General features: G+C 74.0%; 14 protein-coding genes. 7 read left to right on the forward strand and 7 right to left on the reverse strand.

Annotated features, from left to right (window positions below; genetic code table 11):
* Positions 1-136 precede the first annotated feature (136 nt).
* The 6 genes from ACFYZS_RS00730 (at position 137) to ACFYZS_RS00755 (ending at position 6613) form a co-directional block, all read left to right on the forward strand.
* Complete coding sequence (locus ACFYZS_RS00730; RefSeq protein WP_389005401.1) at positions 137-1258, forward strand: DUF4190 domain-containing protein; 1122 nt, start codon at positions 137-139, stop codon at positions 1256-1258.
* A 123-nt stretch (positions 1259-1381) separates the two neighbouring features.
* Positions 1382-2134, forward strand: a complete 753-nt coding sequence (locus ACFYZS_RS00735; protein ID WP_389005403.1) for a GntR family transcriptional regulator — start codon at positions 1382-1384, stop codon at positions 2132-2134.
* 411 nt (positions 2135-2545) lie between these two features.
* Positions 2546-2731 (forward strand): SPOR domain-containing protein, encoded by a 186-nt coding sequence (locus ACFYZS_RS00740; protein ID WP_030159654.1) that lies wholly within the window; start codon positions 2546-2548, stop codon positions 2729-2731.
* Positions 2732-2761: 30 nt separating this feature from the next.
* Positions 2762-3163 (forward strand): (deoxy)nucleoside triphosphate pyrophosphohydrolase, encoded by a 402-nt coding sequence (locus ACFYZS_RS00745; RefSeq protein WP_389005405.1) that lies wholly within the window; start codon positions 2762-2764, stop codon positions 3161-3163.
* A gap of 250 nt (positions 3164-3413) precedes the next feature.
* Entirely contained in the window at positions 3414-3842 is a 429-nt protein-coding gene (locus ACFYZS_RS00750) for an ATP-binding protein (protein ID WP_389006255.1), read from the forward strand.
* A 149-nt stretch (positions 3843-3991) separates the two neighbouring features.
* Positions 3992-6613: a SpoIIE family protein phosphatase gene (locus ACFYZS_RS00755; protein WP_389005407.1), complete on the forward strand. Its 2622-nt coding sequence runs from the start codon at positions 3992-3994 to the stop codon at positions 6611-6613.
* A gap of 56 nt (positions 6614-6669) precedes the next feature.
* On the opposite strand, the gene ACFYZS_RS00760 is transcribed toward ACFYZS_RS00755, so the two are convergent.
* The 7 genes from ACFYZS_RS00760 to ACFYZS_RS00790 form a co-directional block, all read right to left on the reverse strand.
* Positions 6670-7386: a PspA/IM30 family protein gene (locus ACFYZS_RS00760; RefSeq protein ID WP_389005409.1), complete on the reverse strand. Its 717-nt coding sequence runs from the start codon at positions 7384-7386 to the stop codon at positions 6670-6672.
* A 33-nt stretch (positions 7387-7419) separates the two neighbouring features.
* A complete protein-coding gene (locus tag ACFYZS_RS00765; RefSeq protein ID WP_389006257.1) occupies positions 7420-9546 on the reverse strand; it encodes a TPM domain-containing protein in 2127 nt (708 codons plus the stop codon).
* A gap of 56 nt (positions 9547-9602) precedes the next feature.
* Positions 9603-12935 (reverse strand): protein kinase, encoded by a 3333-nt coding sequence (locus ACFYZS_RS00770; RefSeq protein ID WP_389005411.1) that lies wholly within the window; start codon positions 12933-12935, stop codon positions 9603-9605.
* Positions 12936-13013: 78 nt separating this feature from the next.
* Positions 13014-13787: a succinate dehydrogenase/fumarate reductase iron-sulfur subunit gene (locus ACFYZS_RS00775; protein WP_389005413.1), complete on the reverse strand. Its 774-nt coding sequence runs from the start codon at positions 13785-13787 to the stop codon at positions 13014-13016.
* A complete protein-coding gene (locus tag ACFYZS_RS00780; RefSeq protein ID WP_389005415.1) occupies positions 13784-15703 on the reverse strand; it encodes a fumarate reductase/succinate dehydrogenase flavoprotein subunit in 1920 nt (639 codons plus the stop codon). Before ACFYZS_RS00780 ends, ACFYZS_RS00775 begins: the two co-directional genes overlap by 4 nt.
* Position 15704: 1 nt before the next feature.
* Complete coding sequence (locus ACFYZS_RS00785; RefSeq protein WP_389005417.1) at positions 15705-16523, reverse strand: hypothetical protein; 819 nt, start codon at positions 16521-16523, stop codon at positions 15705-15707.
* Between the two features lie 154 nt (positions 16524-16677).
* The gene (locus ACFYZS_RS00790) at positions 16678-16908 is read right to left on the reverse strand and encodes a hypothetical protein (RefSeq protein ID WP_389005419.1); all 231 of its coding nucleotides are present in this window, start codon (positions 16906-16908) and stop codon (positions 16678-16680) included.
* 349 nt (positions 16909-17257) lie between these two features.
* On the opposite strand from ACFYZS_RS00790, the gene ACFYZS_RS00795 reads away from it, so the two are divergent.
* Complete coding sequence (locus ACFYZS_RS00795) at positions 17258-19564, forward strand: ABC transporter family substrate-binding protein (RefSeq protein WP_389005421.1); 2307 nt, start codon at positions 17258-17260, stop codon at positions 19562-19564.
* Positions 19565-19745 lie beyond the last annotated feature (181 nt).

Raw genomic sequence — 19745 nt, forward strand, 5'->3', positions numbered from 1 at the left:
CGGCGCACGTCCGGGGGAGTTCTGAGGCAGGTGCGAGGCACGGAGAATGCGGGGGCGACCGTTACGGCGGTCGCCCCCGCTGCGTACTATTTCGCGCATTCGTTCGTGCACCTCCCGTGATGGAGCCCCTCGCCCCGTGAGCACCCCGCCGCCGCCCCACTGGCCTCCTCCGCCCGCACGGCAGGCGTACGGGGAGCCGGCGCTGAACGGCTTCGCGCTCGCGTCTCTGCTGGTCGGGCTGTTGTGCCTGCCGCCGCTGGGCGTGGTCTTCGGGATCGTGGCGCTCGTCCAGATCGCCCGGAAGGGGGAGCGGGGCAAGGCGCTCGCGATCACGGGACTGGTGGTGTCGCTCGCGATGACCGCGGCCCTGGCCCTCGCCGTGGAGCAGGTGGGGGAGCGGCTCTTCGACCGGCTGGACACGCTCGAGCAGTACGAGGACGTCGAGGGCGAGTTGACCGCCATGGACGAGATGCGCAGGGGCGACTGCTTCAACGTCCCCGGCGGGGACCTGCTCGCCGAGCGCCCGTTCATCTACAAGATCGCGTGCACCGAGCCGCACGAGGGGGAGGTCACCTCCTCGACCCGGCTCGCGGGCGGGGCCTTCCCCGGCGGGTCCGAGCTGAGGCGGGCCGCCGTGGACGCGTGCTGGAAGGCCCAGGACGCGTACGCCATGGACACGTGGGCGCTGCCCTCGTACGCGGAGATGTTCTACTTCGCGCCCACGCACGAGTCCTGGGGCGGCGGCGACCGCCGGCTGCTCTGCGTCATCGGCACGGCGGAGCAGGAGCACCGCGGCAGCCTGCGCAAGGACGCCAGGATGCTGACGCCGGAGCAGGCGGCCTTCCTGCGCGTGATGAACGAGGCCGACCTGGCGCTGGGCGGCGAGCCGGAGGAGGAGCTCGACGAGGCGCTGCCGCGGTACCGGGAGTGGGCCGGCGCGGTGGACCGGGCGCTGGGCGTGGAGGCGGGGCTGCTGGACGGGGTGCGGGAGCGGCCGGAGCTGGCCGGGCCGGCCGGGGCGCAGCTCAAGGAGGTCGAGGCGGCGCGCGCGGGCTGGCAGCGTGCGGCCCGGGCGACGAAGCCGGCGGAGTTCCAGGCGGCGTGGGACGAGGCCTCGGCCGCGGTGTCGGTGGACACGGAGAAGGCGCTGCGCGGGGCGTACGGCCTGGCGACGACGGTTCCGGAATGGCTGGCGGGGGAGTCGGACGGCTCGGACGGCGACCCGGAGGACTCGGCCGACGAGGGTAGCGCGACGTAACGCGCGGTAACGGGTTTCAGTGACCTGGCTTCATCACTTCGGGTGAAACTCTGGCCCTTGCTTGCGATGTACAACCGTCGGTTGCCAGGGTGTAGCTGTCTGTCAAGCTGATGGGAGTGGCCAGTGACTTTCGGTGAGCAGCCGGCCTATCTGCGCGTCGCCGGGGATTTGCGACGGAAGATCGTCGATGGGTCCCTGCCCCCGCACGCCCGGCTCCCCTCGCAAGCCCGGATCCGTGAGGAGTACGGGGTCTCCGACACCGTGGCGCTGGAGGCGCGCAAGGTCCTCATGGCGGAGGGGCTGGTCGAGGGCCGTTCCGGGTCGGGCACGTACGTGCGGGAGCAGCCCGTGCCGAGGCGGGTCGCCCGCTCGGGATACCGCACGGGCGGGGCGTCGACGCCGTTCCGGCAGGAGCAGGCCGAGGCGGGCGCGCGCGGTACGTGGGAGTCCAGCAGCGAGCAGACGGCCGCGCCGGCGGAGATCGCCAAGCGGCTCGGCATCGAGCCGGGCGAGCGCGTGATGCGGACGCGGTACGTGTTCCGCGACGCGGGGGAGGCGATGATGCTGTCGACCTCCTGGGAGCCGCTCGCGGTCACCGGCCGGACCCCGGTGATGCTGCCCGAGGAGGGGCCGCTCGGCGGTTCGGGGGTCGTGGACCGGATGGCCGCCATCGACGTCGTCGTGGACAACGTGGTGGAGGAGGTCGGGGCGCGGCCGGGCCTGGCGGAGGAGAACATGCTGCTGGGCGGGGTCCCGGGCCATGTGGTCCTGGTGATCGGCCGGACGTACTTCGCGTCCGGGCTGGCGGTCGAGACCGCCGATGTGGTGGTCCCGGCCGACCGCTACCGCCTCTCGTACCACCTGCCGGTCCGGTAGCCGGCGCGGCGTCGTGAGCGGCGCCCCCGGGTGGTGTGGCCCCGGGGCGCCGCCGCGTGACGGGCCGTCATGGATCCGGCGGATTTCGGCGTGATGGTGATCGCCCCCGCCGCGCCGGTCCTCGCCTTCTTCGCGGCGCGCGCCCTCCGCGCCGAAGCCCGCCCCCGCTTCCGCGCCCTTCCCGAGGTCGGACTCCTTCCCGTTCCGTGCCCGTTGACCGTGCGATTCGCCGCGCGGTGCGCTGGCTTCGATCCGGCGCGCACGGCCCACTCGTACGCATGGCCGGATGCGTACGCCTGCGAGGTACCTCTTCGTAAAAAACCGTATCCGCTCCGTAAAGGTCGGGCGTAAGCTCCGGCATATGCGCAATGCGGTTTCCCGGGCAGGTACATCGGCGGAGGGTGAAACGCGATGAACGACAGCGGTGCCCTGCTCCCATGGCTGGTCATACGTCAGGACGACAACGGCAACCGCTACCGGGTGGGCCGCTACCCCACCCGGTCCGAGGCCCAGAAGGTCGTCGACAGCCTCGAAGACAGGGGCCACAAGCAGCTGTACTGGGTCGAGCGGATCGGTCAGACCGCCACGACGAACTGAGCGTCCGCACGGTGGCATAGGCTCCGCCCCATGACGGTACGCGTGGTCGTGGGCGGAGCCCTTTGTCATGAGGGCCGCCTGCTGGCCGCCCGCCGCAGCGCACCCCCCGAGCTGGCCGGACGCTGGGAGCTGCCCGGCGGCAAGGCGGAGCCCGGCGAGTCCGTACCCGAGGCGCTCGTACGCGAACTGCGCGAGGAGCTCGGCGTGGAGGCCGAGCCGCTGGAGCGGATCCCGGGGGAATGGCCGCTCAGGCCCGGTCTCGTCCTGCACGTGTGGACCGCGCGGCTGCTCTCCGGGGAGCCCGCACCGCTGGAGGACCACGACGAGCTGCGCTGGCTCGGGCCCGAGGAGCTGGACTCCGTGGACTGGCTCGACCAGGACCGGCCCGCCGTCGCCGAGGCCGGCCGCCGGCTGCGCGCCGGGCGCGGCTGAGGGATGTCCGGCGGATCAGGGCGCGGTGAGCGCGCCGGGCGCGCCGGGTGCCGCGGAATGCACGGCAGGTCGCACGGGGGCGCGTGACGCGCGTGCGCTGGGCCGTCTGCGCCACAGTGCGCCGGTGCGTGAGGGGTCGGGTGGTACGACGCCTTGAATATCGGGTATGTCGCTATTAGTCCCTATCGTGTACTGCCCCTCGTGGCTCTGTCCCTGCGGAATCGGACTGGGGCCGTTGCCGGCCCGGGAAGTGATCGGCGTGATCGACACAGACGGTGAATGCGCCGAGTGGGCCTTCCCCGCAGAGCCCGGCGCCGTCCGTACCGCCCGTCACGCCGTGCGCGGCGCGCTGAGCTCCTGGGGCCTCGACTCCGTCGGCGATGTCACCGTCCTGCTGGTCAGCGAGTTGGTGACCAATTCACTGCGGTACGCCTCCGGCCCCATCGGAGTCCGGCTGGTGCGGCAGAATCCGGCCAGCGGCAGTCCCGCGGGGGGCGCCGCGCTGCTGGTGGAGGTTTCCGATCCGCTTCCGGATCCGCCCCGCGAGAGGGTGGCGACGCCGGACGACGAGGGTGGCAGGGGGCTTCATCTGGTCGCCGTCTCGGCGCAGCGCTGGGGGACCCGGCACGGGAAATCGGGGAAGACCGTGTGGTTCGAGTTGGCTCTTCCTGGTGAGTAACAAGGTGACGGATGGCCGACGATCACAGGGCATGGCTCGAAATAGTCGGGACCTTTTTGTGATCGTGAACGCCGTGCCGTGCGGGGCCGTGGTGCTGAATACTTCGGTCATGGCCGGTCCGGTTGCGGTGAGCTGGAGGGGACGGTCGCGTGAGCGAGATACCTGCGCAGGCACATCAGGCCCGTGTGCCCGGGGGGACATGGCACGACTCCCTGTGGCACAGCAGCCCGCCTGGCTCGATATATGACTACATAAAGGTCGCGTCCTTTTCCATCGGACCCGACGGGCTCGTCGACCAGTGGAGCCTGCGCGCCGAGGAACTGTTCGGGCTGACCGCCGGGCAGGCCGTGGGCCGGGATCCGGTGGAGGCCTTCATGCCGCCGGAGCTGCGCGCCGACGGCCACCGCAGAATGGCCGAGATCCTCGACGGCAAGGAATGGACCGGCCTCGTCCCCTTCCGCATTCCCGGCGGGGGCGGTGCGCACGGCGTGGCCGAGATCTACGTGATGCCCACCCAGACCGAGACCGCCGAGCGAGCCGCGCTGTGCGTCGTCGTCGACGTGCGCGCGCTGCGCCGCATTGAATCCGATCTTGCAGCTTCGCAGGCCATATTCGGCCAATCTCCTTTCGGCTTCCTGCTCTTCGGTACGGACCTCACCGTGCAGCGCGCCAACCGCCGTTTCGCGACCGTCTTCGGCGGGGCCGTCGAGGAGCACCGCGGCCGCACCGTCCACGACTACCTCCCGGCCCAGGAGGCCGACCGGATGACCGAGGCCCTGCGGCGGGTCCTGGAGACCGGCGACTCCGTCACCGACCTCCGCATCACCGGCGCCGCCCCCGGCAGCCGGGACCACCGCCACTGGTCCATCAACCTCTACCGCGTCCACGGCGGCACGGGCCGCCCGATCGGCGTCGCGGGCCTGGGCACCGACGTCACCCGCCGCCACCTCGCCGCCCGCGAGGCCGCCGGGGTCCGGCGCAACCTCGCCCTGCTCAACGAGGCCGGACACCGCATAGGGAACTCCCTCGACCTGGAGACCACCGCCCGCGAACTGCTGGACGTGACCGTCCCGGGCTTCTGCGACCTCGCCGCCGTCGACCTCTACCAGGGGCTGCTGCTCGGCGACGACGACCGGCCCGCGCGGCCGCACGGGCCCGGCGTGCCCCCGCTCCCGCACGGGCGGGGTCCCGAACGGGCGCCCTCCGCGGCGCTGCGGCGGGTCGCCTTCGCCTCGGCCGTCTCGGACGGTCCGCTGTCCGACCCGGGCGCCACCGTCTCCGTGGGGGAGGTGCACCGCTATCCGGCGGCCTCGCCCGGGGCGCTGGCCCTGCGGACCGCGCGGCCCCGGCTGATCGAGGGCGGCGGGCCGGACGACCTCGTCCAGTCGACGCTCGTCGTGCCGATGGTCGCGCACGACACCGTGGTCGGGCTCGCCCAGTTCTCCCGTACGAAGGGCAGCGAGCCCTTCGGGGAGCGGGACCGGGCGGTGGCCGTCGAGCTCGCCGCCCGCGCCGCCGTCTGCATCGACAACGCCCGCCTCTACCGGCGCGAGCACGAGCGGGCGCTGATCCTCCAGCGCAGCCTGCTGCCGCCCGGGGACCCCGAGGCGGCCGGCCTGGACATCGCCTGCCGGTACCTGCCCGGGAACGCGGCCACCGAGGTCGGCGGGGACTGGTTCGACGTCATCGAGCTGCCCGGGCACCGCACCGCGCTGGTCGTCGGCGACGTGATGGGCCGCGGGCTGCGGGCCGCCGTCGCGATGGGCGAACTGCGCACCGCCGTACGGACCCTGGCGCTGCTGGACCTGGAGCCGGCGGAGGTGCTGACCGCACTGGACGAGATCGCCCGCGGGCTCGGCGCGCCCGGCGGCGCCCAGCAGGCCTCCCGGGCGGCCCTGCACTCGCGGGACGCCGACCGCTCCGAGGTGTACCTCGCGACCTGCGTGTACGCCGTCTACGACCCGGTGACCCGGCGCTGCACCATCGCCAACGCCGGCCACATGCCGCCGGTCCTGGTGGAGCCGGCCGAACCGGGCGCCCCGCCGCGGCCCGCGCTGCTGCTGGAGGTGCCGCCCGGGATGCCGCTCGGGGTGGGCGGGGAGCCGTTCGAGGAGGTGGAAGTGGACCTGCCGGAGGGCGCGCTGCTGGCCCTGTACACGGACGGGCTGGTCGAATCCCGCGACCACCCGCTGGAGGAGGGGCTGCGCGGACTGCGGGACGCGCTCGCCGACCCGGTGCGGCCGCTGGAGGACGTCTGCGACCACGTGCTGAACACGCTGGACACCCGGCACGGCGAGGACGACATCGCGCTGCTGATGGCGCGCGTGCAGGGACTGCCGATCGACGCCGTCGGCGACTGGCAGCTGCCGCGCGAGGCCCGTTCGGTGGGCCGGGCGCGGGAGCTGGCCCGGGCGAAGCTGCCGGCCTGGGGGCTGGAGGGGCTGCTGGACACCACCGAACTGCTGGTCAGTGAGCTGGTGACGAACGCCCTGCGGTACGGGGAGGGCGAGATCCGGCTGCGGCTGCTGCTGGACCGGACGCTGGTCTGCGAGGTCTGGGACGGCAACCTGGTCCAGCCGCGCCGCCGTCGCGCCCGGGACACCGACGAGGGCGGGCGGGGGCTGCAACTGGTCGGCATGCTGTCGGCGGGCTGGGGCACGCGGCGGACCCACCGGGGGAAGACGGTGTGGTTCGAACTGCCGCTGCCGGGCGGCGGGTCGGAGCCGGTGACGGAGCTGTCGGCGGAGCAGCTGCTGAACATGTACGGCTGAGCGGGTCGTGCGGGTCCGGGGACCGAGCCCCCGGACCCCGCGCGGCACGACACCCCCTAAGCCGCCCGGGACTTCAAGGCCGCCAGGCGGGCCTCGATCTCCGAGGACCTGCCCAGGTCGTCCAGGGCCTCGAACTGGGCGTCCAGGGACGAGGCCGCCAGCTCCTGCTTGCCGAGGGCCCTGGCCTCCTCCCGGCGGACCTTGTCCTCGAAGCGGGCGATGTCGCCCGTCGGGTCCATGACGTCGATGTTCTTCACCGCGTCCATCATCGTGTTCTGCGCCTGCGCGGTCTTGGCCCGGGCCACCAGCTCGTCGCGCTTCGCGGTCAGCTCCGTGAGCTTGTTCCTCATCGAGTCCAGCCCGGACTTGAGCTTGTCCACGACCTCCGTCTGGGCGGCGATCGTCGGCTCCGCCGTCCTCGCCTCCTTCTCCGACTGGAGCTGACGGCCCAGGGCGACCTTCGCCAGGTTGTCGAACCGGTCCGCGTCCGCCACCGACCCGGCCGCCCGCAGCTCGTCCGCCTTCCGGCTGGCCGCGAGCGCCTTGCCGCCCCATTCAGCGGCCGCCTCCACGTCCTCCTTGTGGTCCGCCTCCAGCATCCGCAGGTTGCCGATCGTGGTGGCGACCGCCTGCTCCGCCTCCGAGATGTTGTTCGTGTAGTCGCGGATCAGCTGGTCCAGCATCTTCTGCGGGTCCTCCGCCTGGTCCAGCAGCGCGTTGATGTTGGCCTTCGCGAGCTGGGTGACGCGGCCGAGGATGGTCTGCTTGCTCATCGGTGCCCTTTCCACGGGATGGGGAGGAGTGGGTCAGAAACGGCCGCCGCCGCCCATGCGGCCGCGGGTGCCCCCGCCGCCGAACGAGCCCGGGCCGGGTCCCCCGCCGCCGAAGCCGCCGCCCCCGAAGCCCCCGCCGCCGCCCCCGAACCCGCCGCCCCGGCCGCCGCCCAGGATCTCGCCCAGGATGATCCCGCCGAGGACCGCGCCGCCCATGCCGCCGCGCTGGCGCCCCTGCCCGCCGTACGGGTTCTCGTACGCCCGTACGTCCTGCTCCGCCAACTCCTGCGCCTGCCGCGCCAGCCCGTCCGCCTGCTGGACCTCCGCCAGCGCGCCCGCCGGGTCCGCGCCCGCCAGGGCCGCCGACCGCTCCAGGCGCCGCCGCGCCTCCGCCAGCCGGGTCCGGGCCTGACTGCCCACCGCACCCCGGCTGGTGGTGATGTAGTCCGTCGCCGCGCCGATCGCGCTGCGCGCCGAGAGCGTCGCCTGGTCCAGCAGCGCGGCCGCCCGCTGCCGCCCGCTCTCGCGCTCCCGCGCCCCGGCCAGCGCCTCGTCGAGGACCGCGTCGGCCTCCTCCACCCGGCGCAGGGCGTCGATCGGGTCGTACCGGCCGGCCGCCTGCTCCCGCCGTACGTCGGCCAGCACCGCCTCCGCCCGGCCGATCCGGCCGCGCAGGTCCGCCGTCGAGCTCCCGTCCGCGGTGCCGGTCAGCAGGCCGCGCGCGTCCGCGAGGTCGGTCTCCGTCTCCGTGAGCGCCCCCGGCAGCTTCCCGGCCGCCTCCGCCAGCTCCTGCGCCCGCCGCTCCACCGCGTCGACCAGCGTGGCCGCCTGGTCCACCGCGCCCTCGGCGGCCCGTACGTGCACGGCCGCCTTCCCGTTGTCGCCGCCGTCGATCGCCGCCCGGGCCTCGCCGAGGCTGGTCGTCGCGAACAGCAGCCGGTCCTCGGCCTGTTCGGCGTTGGAGGCCACCGGCGCGGCCGCCGAGTCCGCGTAGCGCCCGGCCAGCGCGGTCAGCGTGGCCACGGCCGTCGTCGTACGGCCCGTCAGCGCGCGGAGGTGCGCCTCCACCGTGGCGAGCGCCTGCGGGGCGTTCTTCTCCAGGTCCCGCAGCCGGTCGAAGTCCGCCGACTCGGCGTCGAGGCGCCGGTTCGCCTCGGTGCAGCGGGCCACGATCTCGTCCAGCATCCGCCGCCGCGTCGGATCGTCCTCCGGGTACGCGTCGTCGAGCTGCTGGCGCAGCCGGAACGCGGCCGTCAGCTCGCTCTGCGCGAAGGCCACGGCCGCCGTGAACGTGCCCACCGCCTCGTCGCCGAACTGGGCGGAGGCGAAGCCGAGCTCCTCACTGCTCGTGCGGATCGCGTCGTCCGTCTCCACCAGCAGGGCCTTGGCCTTTGCGTCCAATTCGGGCAGCGGGAGCGCGGTCGTGGTCGCGGGCTGCTCGCCCCAGCCCGTGGTGCCGGAGCCGCCGCCCGCGCCGCCCTTGCGCTTGCGGCGGCTGTACGCGTACGCCCCGAGGGCGCCGGCCGCGCCGACGACCACCACCGGGAGCACGTAGTCCCCGGCCCCGCCGCCCTCGCCCGAGCCGCCGCCCGGGTTCGCGGCGCCGGGGGTGACGGCCGGCACCGGTACGGGCTTCCCGTCGAGCACGGCCGCGTAGCCGTCGGCGGCGCCGATCGCGGCCCCCGCCCAGTCGTTCTGCCTCAGCGCGGGCTCGATGGCGGTGCGGGCGACGTCCGCGAGCTGCGCCTCGGTGAAACCGGAGTCGACATCGGCCGAATAGGCGTACTGGCGGGCCCCGGTCGCCACCGCCAGCAGCACGTCGTCCTGGCCGAGGCCGTTCTTCTGCGCGGTGGCGTCCGCCCAGCTCTGGGCGGAGCGCCCGGAGAAATCGTGCACGTACGTCACGAAGAGCTGGATCCGGTGGCCGGCGTACAGCCGCTCCAGGGCGGAGGCGACGGCGGCCGTCCGGTCGCCGAGGGCGCCCACGCGGTCGGTGATCTGCCCCTGCTGCGAGAGGGTGACGGGATCCTCGGCCCGCGCGGCCGGCGCCCCGGACACCCCCCAGCCGCCGAGCCCGAGCAGGGCGGCGGCCAGGACGAGCCCGGCCCGTACGGATATCCCGGCGGTGGTGCGTCGCTTCGACCTGCTCCTGGGCGGCATCACATTTGGGAGGGTATGGGCCGCCGTACCCACCCGCACCCGGAGCATCCGGCCCGCTACGGGAGGGCGTGCGCCGACAGTTCCGGGCGGGCGAGGACGAGGTGGCCCCCGATCAGCAGGGCGTCCCCGCCGAGCCCCGGATGCTCCCACTGGCGGCGCGGCCTGCCCGTCGCCGGATCGAGGACGGCGACGAAGGGGTCCGCGGAGCGGTTCAGGAGGCCGCGGCGACCGCCCCGGGGCACCTTGACGTACAGCCCGCCCGGGCGCAGGCCCAGCAGTTCGAGGGCGCGCGGCGGCGAGTCCCGCCGCGTCAGCGCCCGCTGCCAGCGCAGCGCACCCGTCTGCGCGTCGAGCGCGAACACCAGGTCCCCCTGGCCCGCGCGGTACGCCGTCGTGTAGACCGCCCCGCCCTCCACCAGCAGCCGCGGCGCCGGGGTGCCCGGGGCGAACCGCCACAGCTCCCGACCGGTGCCGCGGTCCAGGGCGCGCAGGTGCTCGCCGTCCAGCAGGTGGAGGGGGCGAGCGCCGGAGGCGGTGCCCGGGACCTCCGGGCCCCGCAGTTGCGACCACAGCCGCCGTCCGGAGGACAGGTCCAGCGCCTGGATCCGCCGCACGTCCGAGAGGACCAGGCAGTCGCCGTCCGCCGCCAGGGACCAGGTGGGGCGCGGCAGCGAACGCCGCCATTCCACCTCGCCCGTCGTCGCGCGCAGTACGGTCAGCTCGCCCTGCGTGTCGTGCACCAGAACCGGCCCGGCACTGCGCAGCAGCCCGTCCTGCGGCAGGTCCCGCCACCAGCGCACCCGCCCGTCGCGCGGCTCCCGCGCCACGATCCGCACGACCGGCTCGTCGACCCGCCGTATGACGACGTACACCGTGGCGGCGTCGGCCAGGCAGTACACCAGCCCCGGCCCGGTCCCGGGCAGCGGCGGCGCGGTCGCGCCCTCGTCGGCGTACGCAGTCCAGCGGGCCGCGCCCACGTCGGCCCGTACGCAGCCCACCTCGGCCCCCGACCGCCACACCAGGGCGTCCCCGGCGGCGCGCAGGGCGTCCGGGCGGACCTCCTGCCGCCACCGGGGCCCGTCGGCGGCCTGCGGGCGCGGGGCCGGGGGTCCCTCGTCGAGCGCGGCCATGTCGGGCGGCGGCGGGCTTCCCGTGCCGGCCGCCGGCCCGGACAGCCAGGGCGCACCCGCCTCGGCCACACAGTCCCGGGCGATCAGCGCGAGCGCGCGGGCCCGGTCCGCCGGCCCGGGCAGGGCGCGGGCCCGCTCGACGCCTTCCCCGGCCCGCGCCGGATCCAGCGCGGGCCGCGCGGCTCGGGCCACCCGCTCCCGGGCCCGCGCGAGGGCGGTCAGGGCATGGCCGGCCTTGTCGTCGCCGGCCGTCTCCGGGCTGCCGCGCAGCAGCGCCCCGGCCAGGGTGCGCAGGCGTTCCGCCTCGACCTGGCCGAGCCGGCCGCGCGCCTCCTGCCCGGCCGCCTCCTCGCGCAGCCAGGCGGCCCGCTCCTCCAGTACCTCGGGGAGTTCGGCCTCGGCCTGCTCCAGGGCCCGGGCCCCGCCCGCCGGATCCCAGGCCTCGGCCCGGTCCTCGGCCACCTGGCACAGCGCCAGCAGCCGGGCCCCTGCCGAGCCGATCCGCTCGCTCAGGCGCAGGGCGGTGTCCAGGTCCCGCGGGGCGACGGCCAGCACCGCGTCGTACGTGGCCGCCGCGCGCTGGCCCGGGTCCTGGATCAGGGCCAGCCTGCTCTCCGCCTCCTCGGGCCGCGCCGCCACGAGGGCCGCCTCGATGCGGGCGCGGAGCCCGCCGGGCGCCGGGCGCCCGCCGAGGTGGTGGCGGGCGATCTGGGAGGCCTGCTCGGGGGCCACCTTGATCAGTTCCTCCGCCAGCGCGCGCAGCGGAGCCTCGCGGCGGGCGGCGGGGACGGTGAACAGCGCCTGCTGCGCGTCGGTCAGCAGCCGCCGGGCCCGCGCCGGGGCGTGCGGGGCGGTGCCCCGGGCCACCGCCGTCAGCAGCCGGGCCACCCGGGCCCCGTCCCCCTCGCCGCCGGCCCAGGCCGCGCGCTCGGCGTCGGACAGCAGCCGGTCCGCGAGCTCCACGTCGAAGCGGGCGGCGGCGTCGGCGGCGAGGGCCGGCACCTCGACACGGGCTTCGTCGGAGTCCGGCAGGGCCCGCAGCGCGTCCTCGGCCTCCAGCAGCAGCCCCCGCACGAACTCCCGCACCCCGGGAGCCACGCCCGCGCCCGCGCCCGCCCCGGGCCCGGGCCCGGGTACAGCCTCCTCCCGGTCGGACCACCCGGCCGCCCCGGCCCCGGCCTCGGTCCCTGCCCGCGGCGCCCGCCCGGCCGCGGCCCCGGCCGCGGCCCCGGTCTCTACCTCCGGCGCCCGCCCGGCCCCGGCCTCCGGCGCCCGCCCGGCCCCGGCCTCCGGCGCCCGCCCGGCCCCGGCCTCCGGCGCCCGCCCGGCCCCGGCCTCCGGCCACGGCCACGGCGTCGCCGCGGTGCCACCCTCCCGGTCCGGCCCCGGTGTCCCGTCGGACCCGGCCCCGGCTTCGGCCCCGGCCCCGGACCCGTCGAGGCCGCGCATCCCCCGGAGGGCCTTGCCCACCGCCTCCGCCGACTCCGGCCGGTCCGCCGGGTCCTTCGCCAGCAGGGCCAGCACCAGCCGGTCCAGCTCCGCCGGAACCGGCGTCCCCGCCTCGCGCAGCGGGAGCGGCGCCTCTTCGACGTGCCGGCACATCAGCACGTACGGCGACTCGCCCTGCCCGAACGGCGGAGCCCCGCTCACCAGCGCGTACAGCACGCACCCCAGTGCGTACAGATCGCACCGCGCGCCCACCCGCTCGCCCCGCCACTGCTCCGGGGCCATGTACGCGGGGGTGCCGAACGGCCGCCCCGTCAGCGTCCAGCCCGCCGTCGCGTCCGCGGAGTGCGCGATCCCGAAGTCGCATATCTTGATCCGCAGCCCCGGCAGCAGGAACAGGTTGCCCGGCTTCAGGTCCCGGTGGACCACGGACTGTCCGTGCGCGACCGCCAGCGCCTCCGCCGTCTGCGCGGCCAGGTCCACCGCGAGGTCCACGGCGAGCCTGCCGTCCCGCGCCAGCACCGTGGCCAGGTCCTCGCCGGAGAGGAGCTCCATCACGATGAACAGCCGGCCGTCCTGCTGCCCCACGTCGTGCACCACGGTGATCCCGGGGTGCTGGAGCCGCGCCCCGATCGTGGCCTCGCGCCTGAACCGTGCGACCACCTCGTCGGCCGTGGCCGCCTCCAGCAGCACCTTGACGACCACCGACCGGTCCAGCATCAGGTCGTGCCCGCGCCACACCTCGCCCATGCCGCCCTGGCCGAGCCGCTGCTCCAGCCGGTACCGGCCGGCCAGCTCATCCCCCACCCGCACCGCAAAGCCCCCTGACATCACGTCATGCGACGTTTTCCCAGGGGGCATTGTGTCCTGCGAAGTGAACGGCCGGGGGTGCTACAGGTCAGCGCGCCTGCGGATCTTGTTGCCCAGCCACACCAGCGGGTCGTATGTGCGGTCCACCGCCCGCTCCTTCAGCGGGATCAGCGCGTTGTCGGTGATCTTGATGCCCTCCGGGCAGACCTCCGTACAGCACTTGGTGATGTTGCAGTAGCCGAGCCCGTGCTCCTCCTGGGCCGTGCGCTTGCGGTCCAGACCCGCCTCGGCCGCCGCGTCCAGCGGGTGCATGTCCAGCTCGGCCACCCGCATCAGGAAGCGGGGACCGGCGAAGGCCGGCTTGTTCTCCTCGTGGTCGCGCACCACATGGCAGGTGTCCTGGCACAGGAAGCACTCGATGCACTTCCTGAACTCCTGCGAGCGGTCCACGTCCACCTGCTGCATCCGGTACGCGCCCGGAGCCACCCCCTGGGGCGGCACGAAGGCCGGGACCTCGCGCGCCTTCTGATAGTTGAACGACACGTCCGTCACCAGGTCCCGGACGACCGGGAAGGCGCGCAGCGGCGTGACCGTGATCGTCTCGGACCGTTCGAAGGTGGACATGCGGGTCATGCACATCAGCCGCGGCCTGCCGTTGATCTCGGCACTGCACGAGCCGCACTTGCCCGCCTTGCAGTTCCAGCGCACCGCGAGGTCCGAGGCCTGCGTGGCCTGCAGCCGGTGGACGATGTCCAGGACCACCTCGCCGTCGTGCACCTCGACGGTGAAGTCCCGCAGTTCCCCGCCTTCCGCGTCACCCCGCCAGATCCGGAAGCTCGCGTCGTACGTACTCATTCGTACAGCTCCTCTTCGGCGAGGTACTTGACCAGCTCTTCCTTCTCGAAGAGCGCGAGCAGGTCGGGGCGGACGGGTTCGGTACGGACGCGTTCGAGGGCGATCCGGTCGGCGGCCGGGTCCTCGGGCGCCGGCTCCCCGGGGCCGCCGGCCGCCAGGCGGCACAGCAGGTTCACCGGGCGCCAGGTGCGCTCCATCGACGGGCAGTCCTCCCGGGTGTGCCCGCCGCGGCTCTCGGTGCGCTCCAGGGCCGCACGGGCCACGCACTCGCTGACCAGCAGCATGTTCCGCAGGTCCAGGGCGAGGTGCCAGCCCGGGTTGAACTGCCGGTGCCCCTCGACCCCGGCCCGGGCCGCCCGTACGCGCAGACCCGCCAGCTTCTCCAGGGCCTCGGCCATCTCCGCCTCGCGGCGGATGATCCCGACCAGGTCGTTCATGGTCGTCTGGAGCTCCTGGTGGAGCGTGTACGGGTTCTCCGCGCCGTCGGCGGCGTGGAACGGGGCCAGCGCCTCCTCCGCCGCCGCGTCGATCTCCGCCCGGGAGACCGCCGGCGGCGCGTCGGCGAGGCCGCGGGCGTACTCGGCCGCGTGCAGCCCGGCCCGCCGGCCGAACACCAGCAGGTCGGACAGGGAGTTTCCGCCGAGCCGGTTCGAGCCGTGCATGCCGCCCGCGACCTCGCCGGCCGCGAACAGGCCCGGGACCCCGACGGTCGCGGCGGAGTCGGAGTCCACCGCGATCCCGCCCATCACGTAGTGGCAGGTCGGGCCGACCTCCATCGGCTCGGCGGTGATGTCCACGTCCGCCAGCTCCTTGAACTGGTGGTACATGGAAGGAAGGCGCCGGCGGATCCGCTCGGCCGGCATCCGGGTGGACACGTCGAGGAACACCCCGCCGTGCGGGGAGCCGCGACCGGCCTTGACCTCGGAGTTGATGGCCCGGGCCACCTCGTCGCGGGGGAGCAGCTCGGGCGGGCGCCGGTTGTGGTCCGGGTCCTCGTACCAGCGGTCGCCCTCCTCCTCGGACTCCGCGTACTTCTCCTTGAAGACGTCCGGGACGTAGTCGAACATGAACCGCTTGCCCTCGCTGTTGCGCAGCACCCCGCCGTCGCCGCGCACCGACTCCGTGACGAGGATGCCCTTGACCGACGGCGGCCAGACCATGCCGGTCGGGTGGAACTGCACGAACTCCATGTTCAGCAGGGGCGCCCCGGCGAGCAGGGCCAGCGCGTGGCCGTCTCCCGTGTACTCCCAGGAGTTGGAGGTGGTCTTGAAGGACTTGCCGATCCCGCCCGTGGCCAGGACCAGGGCCGGGGCCTCCAGGACGAAGAACCGGCCGGACTCCCGCTCGTAGCAGAAGGCCCCCGATACCCTCTGCCCCTCCTTCAGGACCCTGGTGACCGTGCACTCCTGGAAGACCTTGAGCCGGGCCTCGTAGTCCCCGAACTCCTTGAAGTCCTCCTGCTGGAGCTGGACGATCTTCTGCTGAAGGGTGCGGATCAGCTCCAGGCCGGTGCGGTCGCCCACGTGCGCGAGGCGCGGGTACTCGTGGCCGCCGAAGTTGCGCTGGGAGATCTTCCCGTCGGGCGTCCGGTCGAAGAGCGCGCCCCAGGTCTCCAGCTCCCAGACCCGGTCCGGGGCCTCCTTCGCGTGCAGTTCCGCCATCCGCCACTGGTTCAGGAACTTGCCCCCGCGCATGGTGTCGCGGAAGTGCACCTGCCAGTTGTCGCCCTCGTTGACGTTGCCCATGGAAGCGGCGATCCCGCCCTCCGCCATCACCGTATGGGCCTTGCCGAACAGGGACTTGCAGATCACGGCGGTACGGGCGCCCCGCTCGCGGGCCTCGATCGCGGCCCGCAGCCCGGCGCCGCCCGCGCCGACCACGACCACGTCCCACTGCTGCCGGTCGACTTGAGCCATGTCAGAAGAACCTCGGATCGTTGAAGGCGCCGCTCGCCAGCAGGTACACGTAGAAGTCGCACAGGGCCACGCTGATCAGGGAGGCCCACGCCAGCTGCATGTGGCGGGTGTTGAGCCGGCTGACCCAGCCCCACAGCCGGTAGCGCACCGGGTGCTTGGAGAAGTGCCGCAGGCGGCCGCCCATGATGTGCCGGCAGGAGTGGCAGGACAGGGTGTAGGCCCAGATCAGTGCGATGTTGACGAGGAACAGCAGCGTCCCGAGGCCCATGTGGCCCCACTCGTACCGGTCGTTCCGGAACGTCAGCACCGTGTCGTAGGTGAGGATGCCCGCGACCGGCAGCGCCGCGTAGAAGAAGTACCGGTGCGCGTTCTGCAGGACCAGCGGGAAGCGCGTCTCGCCCGTGTACTTCGCGTGCGGCTCGGCGACGGCGCAGGCGGGCGGCGAGGCCCAGAAGCCGCGGTAGTACGCCTTGCGGTAGTAGTAGCAGGTCAGCCGGAAGCCGAGCGGGAAGACCAGGATCAGCAGGGCGGGGGACAGGCCCCACCAGCTTCCGAACAGGTCCAGGTTCGGTCCGCCGCGCATCTCCTGGCAGTTCTCCGCGAGACACGGGGAGTAGAACGGGGAGACGTACGGGGCCGCGTAGTAGTCGGCGTTCGCGAAGGCGCGCCACGTCGAGTAGACGATGAAGGCGAGCAGCCCGGCCGCGGTGACGGCGGGGGCCAGCCACCACCGGTCGGTGCGCAGGTGCCGGGCGCCGATCGCGGCCCGGGAGGCGTCGTGGACGCCGGTCAGCCGGGGTGGTTCCGTGCCTGTGGCCAAAGGGGACTCCGGGTGGAGTGATGAGGGGTGACCCACGAGGCCCGGCCGCGGACGGCCGGGCCGGGTGGCGTGCCGGGGTGTGCGGGGGTGCGGTGCGGGCACCGTGCGGGCGCGGGCGCCGTGCGGCGCGGGTGCGCGGTCGGCGCCCGCCGGGTCAGGGCGCCCGTCGGTCGCGGACGCCCAGACCCTCGTCGTCGGCGTCCTTCCACAGCGAGCTGTCGTACGGGGTGTCCGGGACCGGGACCATCCCCTCCTGCAGTGGAGCCCGCGAGGCGCCCGGAGCTCGCCGGGCCGCGTCCTCGACGTCTCGCTCCAGCCGTTCCACCGAGCGGACCAGCTCGTTCAGATTGCGTCGTACGGCGGTCAAATCGTCTTGCAGGGACATGACTTGCCCTCACTTCCGCTGGTTGCGGTGGCAACGCTCATGTGCGCCTGCGAGTGTCGCGCCTCCCGTCCCCGGTTGTGAAGGGACGTGCAGCGATTGCGGGCGCGCAGGCGCGATCTGTGCGCCCTCCCCGCTCCCGGTGTGATCCCTCGTACGAGCGAACGCCCGTCCGCTGCGCAAGCCGGATTGGTCCGCACGGGTGGGGTTCGCGGCGTGGCGAGGGTCGGCTGCGAGAGGTGCGGCGGCCCGTGGATTTCAGTGTGTTGCGGCACCCAGTGTGATCAGCTCCATATACCGCCAAACGTGATCAAGCTGCCCCCTTTCACGCCCCGCCCCGGAGGTACCACCCATGTCCCAGAGAAGGCGCAGGTCCTTGGCGCTCCTGACCTCGGGAGTCCTCGCACTGCCGCTGCTCGCGGGCTGCGGCTCTGGTGACGACGAGGGCGGCCCGGTGGCCGCCGGACAGGACATCGCGGCGACGGCCCGCGACAAGGTCGCCGACGGCGGAGTGGTGCGCTGGGCCGTGGACTCCCTCCCGGACACCCTGAACACCTTCCAGGCCGACGCGGACGCCACCACCAACCGGATCGCCGGGGCGGTGCTGCCCCAGCTGTTCGTGCTGGACGACAAGGGCCGGCCGGTCGCCAACCCCGATTACCTGGAGAAGGCCGAGGTCGTCGAGCGGGAGCCCAAGCAGGTCGTCCTGTACAAGCTGAACCAGCAGGCGGTGTGGAGCGACGGCCGCGAGATCGGCGCCGCCGACTTCGTGGCGCAGTGGCGGGCCCTGAACGGCAAGGACTCGGCGTACTGGACGGCCCGCAACGCCGGGTACGACCGGATCGAGAAGATCGAGCGCGGCAAGACCGACCTGGAGGTCAAGGTCACCTTCGCCAAGCCGTACACCGACTGGCGCTCCCTCTTCTCCCCGCTCTACCCCAAGCAGGTCACCGGCACCCCGGACGCCTTCAACGAGGGCGCCCGCGGCACCATCAAGGTCACCGCCGGACCCTTCAACCTCGGGGCCGTCGACAAGAAGACCGGCACCGTCGCACTGACCCGCAGCGCCCGCTGGTGGGGCCGGCCGGCCAAGCTGGACTCGCTGGTCCTGACCGCCGTGCCGCGCGCCCAGCGCCCGGCGGCGCTGGCCGCCGGCAAGGTGGACCTTGCGGAGATCGACCGCGCGGGCGCCGACCGCATCGCGCTGGCCCACCGGGACGCGGCGCCCAGCCCGGGCACGGGCGGGGCCCCGGCGCACGGGCCCGACGCGGCGATGACTCCGGCGCAGGCCACGCTGTCGTGGGCGCACGCGTACGGCTCCGACGAGGGCAAGGCGGCGACGGAGCGCGAGACCCGGGCGCAGAACGCCGAGGCGGCCAAGAAGTACGCGGACGAGCAGTCGGCCCTGCGGACCTTCATGGTCCGCAAGTCCCTGGAGCCCGCCTACACCCAGCTCGCCATGAACGGGGCCTCCGGCCCGCTGGCCGACGAGCGGGTCCGGCGGGCGGTGGCCCGCGCGCTGGACCGCAAGGAATTGGCCGAGATCGTACTGAAGCCCCTGGGCCTGCCGGCGAAGCCCGTCGGCAGCCACGTGGCGCTGGCCGGGCAGCGGGCGTACGCCGACAACAGCGACGCGCTCGGCGGCAAGGACCTCCACGCGGCCCAGGCCCTGCTCGCGGACGCGGGCTGGCGCCGGGGCGGCAAGCTCACCGAGCCGGCGGGCGCGAAGGCCGGCCCGGAGTCGGAGGAGGGCCAGGACGACTCGAAGACCCCCTCGGGCCCGGGCACCGGCAACGACGGCCTGTACATCGTGGGCGAGACCGACGGGAGCAACGGGGACGGCCTGGACCGCGGGCTCCCGGTGGTGGAGTCCGCGATCAGGACGGGCGCGGAAACGTCTCCCCAGGGCAGGCGGGGCGAGCGGATCGACCCGTCGGGCCACGAGGACGGGGCCGCCGAGGCCGCCGAGCGGGACACCCTGGACGACGCCAAGCGCGGGCCGGCCCGCGACGGCGAGGCACCCGACCCCGCCAAGGCCAGCGGCTCCCCGGCGCCGGCCCCGGCCAAGCAGATCCGTACCTCCGGGAACATGCTCGCCAAGGACGGCAAGGCGCTCAACCTGCGCTTCGTCCTCCCGGCCGGCCCCGGATCGGAGGCCCTGCGCACGGTCGGCGAGCGGATCTCGCAGATGCTCAAGAAGGTCGGCGTGAACACCGAGGTGACCAAGGTCGCCGACGAGAGCTTCTTCAAGGACCACATCGCCTCGGGCCAGTACGACCTGGCGCTCTACTCCTGGCCCGCGACGGCCTACCCGGCCACCGACGCCCGCCCCATCTTCGCCAAGCCGGAACCGGCCGCCGACGGCTCGCTCCTCGTCGAACAGAACTACACACGCGTCGGCACCGACCACATCGACCAGCTCTTCGACCAGGCGCTCGGCGAGCTCGACGAAGAGGCCTCGCGCGAGCTGATGCGCAAGGCGGACGCCCGGATCTGGGCCGCCGCCGGGTCCATCCCGCTCTACCAGCGCCCCGAGCTGGTGGCCGCCAAGCCGAACCTGGCCAACGCCGGCGCCTTCGGCCTCGGCACCCCCCGCTTCCAGGACATCGGCTGGAAGAAGCCGCCGTCCGCCAAGGAAGAGCCGAAGAAGAAGAAGTGACAAAACGGGGCCGGACAGGTTGAGCTTCGGCTCCCAAGCTCAGATGTGACTCAAGTCGCTTGCCCGCCGGATCTCCGGCGGGCAAGGTCGTTCCATACCCGTTGACCCGCGGCAATACCCGCAGCATCCTCGGCCGGGAACCCCCCACCCCGTACCCGGCCCCACTCAGCCTTCCGGCCTC

The sequence above is a fragment of the Streptomyces sp. NPDC001903 genome, assembly GCF_042891345.1.
GTDB lineage: Bacteria > Actinomycetota > Actinomycetes > Streptomycetales > Streptomycetaceae > Streptomyces.

Coding starts and splice junctions, on each gene's coding strand:
- ACFYZS_RS00765 (WP_389006257.1), bottom strand. CDS start 9,546: ATGCCGCCCAGGAGCAGGTCGAAGCGACGCACCACCGCCGGGATATCC.
- ACFYZS_RS00795 (WP_389005421.1), top strand. CDS start 17,258: ATGTCCCAGAGAAGGCGCAGGTCCTTGGCGCTCCTGACCTCGGGAGTC.
- ACFYZS_RS00790 (WP_389005419.1), bottom strand. CDS start 16,908: ATGTCCCTGCAAGACGATTTGACCGCCGTACGACGCAATCTGAACGAG.
- ACFYZS_RS00775 (WP_389005413.1), bottom strand. CDS start 13,787: ATGAGTACGTACGACGCGAGCTTCCGGATCTGGCGGGGTGACGCGGAA.
- ACFYZS_RS00740 (WP_030159654.1), top strand. CDS start 2,546: ATGAACGACAGCGGTGCCCTGCTCCCATGGCTGGTCATACGTCAGGAC.
- ACFYZS_RS00745 (WP_389005405.1), top strand. CDS start 2,762: ATGACGGTACGCGTGGTCGTGGGCGGAGCCCTTTGTCATGAGGGCCGC.
- ACFYZS_RS00760 (WP_389005409.1), bottom strand. CDS start 7,386: ATGAGCAAGCAGACCATCCTCGGCCGCGTCACCCAGCTCGCGAAGGCC.
- ACFYZS_RS00780 (WP_389005415.1), bottom strand. CDS start 15,703: ATGGCTCAAGTCGACCGGCAGCAGTGGGACGTGGTCGTGGTCGGCGCG.